This window comes from Desertibacillus haloalkaliphilus, from assembly GCF_019039105.1.
GTDB lineage: Bacteria > Bacillota > Bacilli > Bacillales > KJ1-10-99 > Desertibacillus > Desertibacillus haloalkaliphilus.
On the sequence record NZ_JAHPIV010000137.1, the window covers coordinates 1 to 436 of the forward strand.

The following is a 436-nucleotide window of genomic DNA, read 5'->3' on the forward strand; positions in this document are numbered from 1 at the left end:
GCTGTACTCTGCGCGAAGACCTTATGCAAGAGGTAGAACGAATTGTTGACACGGGCGATATAGATTATATCGTTATTGAATCTTCTGGAATTAGTGAGCCTGTCCCTGTTGCACAAACATTTACGTATATTGATGAAGAGCTAGGGATCGACTTAACGAAAAAGTGTAAGCTTGATACAATGGTGACGGTTGTAGATGCGAACCGCTTTTGGGATGATTATGCATCAGGCGAAACGCTACTTGATCGTAAAGAAGGGACAGATGAATCTGACACACGTGAAATTTCAGATCTACTAGTCGATCAAATTGAGTTTGCCGATGTGATTATTGTCAATAAGATTGAGATGTTAAAAGAAGTAGATAAAAATGAGTTACTAGAGTTCATAAGAAAATTAAATGCAGATGCTGATATTATTCCAACTTCATACTCTAAGGT

1 protein-coding gene is annotated in these 436 nt (G+C 38.1%); it reads left to right on the forward strand.

Annotated features, from left to right (window positions below; translation table 11 throughout):
• On the forward strand, window positions 1–436 hold a 436-nt coding region (locus KH400_RS21225), incomplete at both ends, for a CobW family GTP-binding protein (protein ID WP_281418766.1).